At 63.1% G+C, this 5,829-nt stretch carries 5 protein-coding genes, 1 tRNA gene and 1 pseudogene; 2 read left to right on the top strand and 5 right to left on the bottom strand.

What is annotated here, in order from left to right:
• Window positions 1–103 precede the first annotated feature (103 nt).
• Together AC1DQP_RS15170 and AC1DQP_RS15165 are read left to right on the top strand one after the other, a co-directional pair.
• The gene (locus AC1DQP_RS15170) at window positions 104–1,276 is read left to right on the top strand and encodes a YbfB/YjiJ family MFS transporter (RefSeq protein WP_457320749.1); all 1,173 of its coding nucleotides are present in this window, start codon (window positions 104–106) and stop codon (window positions 1,274–1,276) included.
• A 197-nt stretch (window positions 1,277–1,473) separates the two neighbouring features.
• A tRNA-Phe gene (locus tag AC1DQP_RS15165) sits at window positions 1,474–1,549 on the top strand.
• A 1,154-nt stretch (window positions 1,550–2,703) separates the two neighbouring features.
• On the opposite strand, the gene AC1DQP_RS15160 is transcribed toward AC1DQP_RS15165, so the two are convergent.
• The 5 genes and pseudogenes from AC1DQP_RS15160 to AC1DQP_RS15140 form a co-directional block, all read right to left on the bottom strand.
• Window positions 2,704–3,300, bottom strand: coding sequence for an AprI/Inh family metalloprotease inhibitor (locus AC1DQP_RS15160; RefSeq protein WP_457320590.1), 597 nt, complete (start codon window positions 3,298–3,300; stop codon window positions 2,704–2,706).
• Window positions 3,301–3,315: 15 nt separating this feature from the next.
• On the bottom strand, window positions 3,316–3,696 hold the full coding sequence (locus AC1DQP_RS15155) for a hypothetical protein (RefSeq protein ID WP_457320594.1): 381 nt from the start codon (window positions 3,694–3,696) through the stop codon (window positions 3,316–3,318).
• 12 nt (window positions 3,697–3,708) lie between these two features.
• Window positions 3,709–3,957: pseudogene (locus AC1DQP_RS15150) on the bottom strand (DUF3011 domain-containing protein); the annotation flags it as partial.
• Window positions 3,958–4,167: 210 nt separating this feature from the next.
• Entirely contained in the window at window positions 4,168–4,338 is a 171-nt protein-coding gene (locus tag AC1DQP_RS15145; RefSeq protein WP_457320588.1) for a hypothetical protein, read from the bottom strand.
• Between the two features lie 452 nt (window positions 4,339–4,790).
• Window positions 4,791–5,222, bottom strand: a complete 432-nt coding sequence (locus AC1DQP_RS15140) for a GNAT family N-acetyltransferase (RefSeq protein WP_457320586.1) — start codon at window positions 5,220–5,222, stop codon at window positions 4,791–4,793.
• Window positions 5,223–5,829: the final 607 nt, after the last annotated feature.

The raw sequence follows: 5,829 nt of genomic DNA, 5'->3' as shown, positions 1-5,829 counted from the left end.
GGGGCGGGATTGTCGTCTGGTCGACATAGGCGGTCATTCTATCGAAAGACAGTGACACCCGGATCGCCGAGGATCAGCGGACCCCTGCCCGCCCCGGTATCCAATGACTGCCCCGCCCATCCCCACCGAACGGCATCCCTGGCAGGTCATCGCCGCCGGTATCTGCGCCTTGGTCCTCACCGTGGGACTGGCCCGGTTCGCCTACACGCCCCTGCTGCCGCTGATGCGCGTCGATGCCGGGCTTAGCGCCGCCCAGGGCGGCTGGCTGGCCACCTTCAACTACCTGGGCTATCTGCTGGGCACGCTGCTGGTGGCGCGGGTGGGCGACATGCGGCAGAAATTCCACATGTACCGGGCCGGACTGCTGCTGGCCGTCGCGGCCACCGCGCTGATGGGCGTCACCCCCCACCTCTGGCTGTGGAGCGTGCTGCGCTTCCTCGCCGGGCTGTCCAGCACCGCCGGGCTGCTGCTCGCCTCCGGGCTGGTGCTCAACTGGCTGCTGGCCCACCAGCGGCGGCCCCGGCTGGGCCTGCATTTCGCCGGGCTGGGGCTGGGCATCGCGGTGTCGGGCCTGGCCACGGCGATGATGGCCGGCCATGCCGATTCCAGCGGGCAATGGCGTTGGCTGGGCCTGCTGGGGCTGCTGTTCCTGGTACCCGCCTGGTACTGGATGCCCGCGCCGGTCGCCGCGTCCGCGCGCTCCGTCGCCGACGCGCCGCCGCCCCCCGGACCGCGCTGGCGACGCCTGCTGGTTGCCGCGTACTTCTGCGCCGGTTTCGGGTTCGTGGTCAGCGCCACCTTCATCGTGGCCATCCTCGAGCAGACCGCCGCCTTCCACGGGCATGGCAGCGCGGTGTGGGTGCTGGTGGGACTGGCGGCGGTCCCCTCCACCTTCGGCTGGGACTGGCTGGCGGCACGGCTCGGCATGATCCGCGCCCTGATGCTGGCCTTCGCCCTGCAGGCGGTTTCGTTCATGCTGCCCCTGCTGGACGATGGACTGGCTGCCGGGCTGGGCAGTGCGCTGCTGTTCGGACTGACCTTCGCCGGAATCGTGAGCCTGACCCTTACCGTGGTCGGTCGGCACTACCCGCACAACCCGGCCAAGGCGATGGCCACCCTGACCCTGAGTTACGGCGTGGCGCAGATCGTGGCACCTGCGCTCGCCGGCACCCTGGCGCGCGACAGCGGCTCCTACCAGGCATCGCTGCTGCTGGCGGCGGTGATCATGGTGATCGGCATCGTGCTGCTGTGGTGCATGCCGGACGACACGCAGTGAGTCGCGCGCGCCCGGGCACGTGCTGAACCGATGTTCATGCGCGCAACGGTGGTGCGCAGCCACGTTGGATCAAGCACTTGCCGCTGTCGGCGCGAGGCCTGGCAACAAATGTGAAATTTTTTTCGCGAAACGCTTGCCGAACGCTGCATACCTCCGTATTATTCGCGTCCTCGCCAGCGGCAACGCAGCGATGAAGTGGCCGAGTAGCTCAGTTGGTAGAGCAGGGGATTGAAAATCCCCGTGTCGGCGGTTCGATTCCGTCCTCGGCCACCATAATTCAAGGGCTCGCAGCAATGCGGGCCCTTTTTCTTTTTCCGCTTGCACGGAATTTGTACGGATTGCCCCTACGCGCCGGCTCCCCTCTCATAGCGGCGAGCGCGCCCGACACGCATACAATCGCCATACCTCGTATGCGTAGGTTGTATGACCGATGCTGCTCTATAAATTTAAGTCAGCGCAAAACGCTCGTTACGCGCTGGACATCGCGATCCATCAGCGTCTGTATTGCGCCAGATACTCCGATCTTAACGACCCCTTCGAAGGCCAGTACCGCGCTCTGATCGGCGACCCTAGCCGTGGCTTCGGATCACTCTTCAGTCACGGCTTCGGACACCAGGTCAGCAGAGTCGCTTACTTTGAATTGGCAAAGAGTCCGCTAGACGGTCCGTCGAGGGTCTGCAGCCTTTCGGCGGAGTGGCAAGACGTCCGGATGTGGGCACATTACGCTGATAGCTCTCAAGGCTTGGCCTTCGAATTTGAAATCGATCCGGCCGAGCCCGAGCTGCACCAGGTAGCCTACGTTGACGCCCTTCCGAAGCTCAACTTCGGCCTGCTAGGTCTTCCAAACACAATTGATGCCCTGACCTGTAAGTCAACACACTGGCGATACGAGTCAGAGTGGAGGTTCATTTCGGACCGTGAGTACATCGAACTGCCAGGGCAGCTCCGGAGAATCCTTCTTGGCAGTCGCATATCGGCCGAGTTCCGGGACGCAGTGTTAGAGCTTTCCGCCCCGGGGATAGACGTACATATGGTCGGTTTAGATCCTAGGGGTATCAGCATGGCGATAGGAGCGCGCCTGTCGCGTCATCCAAGGTGAGCCTTACCATGTCAAGGTCGCGGAAGATCAACAAAAACAACGACTAAGCCGATCCCCCGCGATCAATTGCGATCTTGTGAAATCAGTCACTTAGCGGACGCGTGGGGTCAGTTTGGGGTCAGTCACAGGGAGGGGCATCTCATATGCGGCAAGGCAAACGGCGCCCGGTGTGCCGAAGCTGTGCCACCGGCGCCGCTTCAGGCAGCCAACACCACGGACTTCAGTAGCCTAGCAAGCTCACTGCCTCGGCGCGCCAGGCGGCCAGCAACACCGTCTTCCTTCATGGACCGATGGCAAAGCCCATCTTTAGCCACCGGCCGACGCTCTATCAACGGCTCAGCGAAATTCGGTCGCCTGTCGCCGAAACACTCCCGACCCAGACGTCGCGATCCCTTGGCCACAGGGCAGCGTAGATATCTCCAGAGGAGTTGGTAAGGACAATCGTCGGGCCTTGCATATCCCAGCGGCTGACCTTCCAGAGGTCAGGACAACCCGTAGAGGTGCTGGCGAAATAGCCGCCGAAGTAAGGACTGGCGGTCAGGCGCACCGTGCAGAGGAAGGGCCCGTTGGCCGCATTGATGCGGTACGTGCCGTCCATCTGTTCGGGCTTGGGGCGAGAGGGTCGATGCTTGGACCAGCGCGGCTGATCGTCGGCGTTGTCATCGTTGTCCGGGCCGAAGCCCACCCCGAAGCCCTTGTTGTCAGACGACTTGGTCTCGTTGCTTTTGATCCAGGCCTTCATCTCCGGCGAACTTTCATCAGAGATGTCGGTCTGAGCGCCCGAATCCATCCCCGAGCTGGTAGTGATCGTGGAGCTTGTGGACTCGCTCTGCGTGCTTTGGTTGATGGACCCCGTGTTGTCGACCTGAGCCAACGCGGGGAAAGCCAGGACAAGGGCAAAGACGAAAAGAAGAGCGCTGCGCATGTCGAGGACTCCGGTTCAGTTGGATTGATCGGATGGAGGATCTACATCGCAGCCGGTTCCGTGGCACCCGATCCAGTTGCCTTGGGTGTCAAAGTTCGGGTTGCCCTGTTTGTCGAACGAAGCCCGGGTGTCGATGCCATCCGCGCCGCGGTCCTTGAGGGGGGCCACCAGACATCCCTCACCRTGACAGCCGTCGTACCCACCGTGCGCGTAGCTGTGTGTGTCTGATCGGTAGTTGGAGTGATGCTCGCTCTGGGCCGACGACGCAAGCACTGCTCCTAGCACCGAACCCAAAGTCAGGAGCCCGGCATCCCTGCCGCGGTCGTCGTAACGGCGGCTTCCCTTGTCATAGGTGCCGTCGCGGCCGTGGTGGTAGCCACCCACGTCGGCGAACACTCCGGAGCAACCTTCGTCCACCCAGATGCGGTGGGTCCTCGGGTTGAAACCCCAGGTTCGATTCAAGATACAGGAGCTGCCTGAGATCTGATGGATCAGCTGCGGCGCGCGCAACGGTGCACGGCATTCGCTGTACTGGTAGCCAACAGAGTGGCACTCCACTGTTGTGGCCCCGTTCTGCGCTAGAGCCGTAGGGACGCCCCACACTGTCAGCGCCAGCCCCGCTACCCAAGCAAGACAACCACGATCCGAACCTTTCATTGCGATCACTCCCCGATAGCTAACGAAACCTTCTGAAACCGCAACATGCCCTAAACGGGCCTATCTTGCCTGTTCCTTTTCGTCGCCCCTCTCACGACCCCTTCACCCAACGCCGCCTGCCCCCACCCCGCTTGCGGGCGACGTGCCATAGCCGATGTATCAAGCGGCCCTCCATCAGTCCATCAGGGCCTAGGGATCATCAGGAGCAGATCACCGAGGCGGTGCGCCATAGGCCTTGAGCTCTGGCGCGGCCGGCCATGAGCCCAGCTTCAGCGCTTCACGCAGCCGTCGTTCCTGCTGCAACTGAGCGGCCGAGCGCTTCGGCTGCGCGCTTTCTTCCGGCTTRGCCGTCAGCTGCTGCACGGCCTGTCGCAGCGGCACCCCGCCAAAATCCGGGCCGCGCACCACCGCTCGGCGTACCGCTTGCCCTGGTCGATGCTGGCCGCCCGGACCTGCTTGTCCTGCCAGAGTTTCCTGCAGGCCAAGGTCACGCGGATGCCATCGGAGCATGGCTGCACGCTGGCGATCTGACGGCTCCCCCACCACAGGCTCCGGTGGGCACCGTGCTGCACCCAGCCTTGTGGCCGTGGCGCGATCATGAATTCGGTGTAGTCGCAGGGAGGGAGCATGGCGCGCAGGATACGGGCCGGGATCTCAGATTCCGCGACTGGCTGTAATCGCCCTGCGAAGGTCTCAGCGCGCTGCTGGCCCAGGCTCCCTGGGCTGAGCGGACAATGGCCCGGGATCCGGGGGCGCGCTGACCCGGCGCCGGAGGTTGGGGGGCGCGCGCCGAGTGTGTGCATGGAAGCGCAACCTCGACGGGGCCTCCGGCCCTAGGCCGCCAGCAAGTCCTTGCTGAGAAACACTCGACGCGTCCCAGCAGGTTGGCACGGTATCTCGCCGAACACCCGCCAACCCTGCTTCACGTAGAAATCCGGCGCTTGGAAGCTGATCGTGTACAAAAGGCCGGAACAGCACCCCCGCCGCCTGGCTTCGTCCTCCGCAGCAGCGAGAATGCGCGAGCCAAGGTCATGGCCACGCAGTTCCGCGGGGAGGTAGAACAGGTCAACGAACAACATCCCCAATGATGTCCGGCCAGTCAAACCACCTAGCACTTTGCCAGTTTCCGGATCGGTGGCCAGAACCGCCAGCTCGCGCCGGTCGGCGTAACCGGCGGCATCTAAATTGAAACGGTCCAACCCGCTGGCAATCAGATCCAGCGACTCTGCGCTAGGCGAGTCCGTGATGGAGATATCGAGCTGCATTCTTTGTTTGGCTCTAGCAGTGTTGGGGCACTGAATCCTAGCAAATCCAAGCTATTCCTTAGCGCCGGCCGCCACGCCACGCCGCAAGTCGTATACAAACCAGCTTCTTGCAGCGCTTCCTATCCCGATCAGGACGGCGCGAAGATCTTCCGTCGTAAATGCGCCCTCATAGCATTCCCCGCCGTACGCTCGTGCCTTGGCTAGCGGCGAATCGTTCGCCCCCTCTATTCAAGGCTCACCGATGCCAAACACCGGCCTGTTCTACCTATACGAGGTGGTCGGCAATCCCAGTCAGGCGACCCAAACGAGCTGCTCGGCTATCGAATCTGTCCGCGCTGAGTGTCTCGCATGTCACCACGTGTTTTGGGCCACCGAAGCCCCAGCGCTTATCAACATCTCTGGTGGCGGAGCTGCACTCATCTGCCCGAAAGGCGACAGCCGGCAGGCTATTTCTGGGGCCAGATTTGCTGACTTCGTGGCACGGTTCCCAGTAGGCAACTACGGTGAGGCCAGCACCGATAGCACCGCCGCGGCCGCACGGCCCGAACTGCCAGCGGACAAGGCCTAGAGGCTCTGCTTATGTGCGGCCGATTCGTCCAGACCCCGA

It is taken from the genome of Stenotrophomonas sp. P5_A8, from assembly GCF_056400545.1.
Note: the sequence above shows the minus strand (reverse complement) of the source record. Positions and strands in the feature narration are given on the sequence as shown.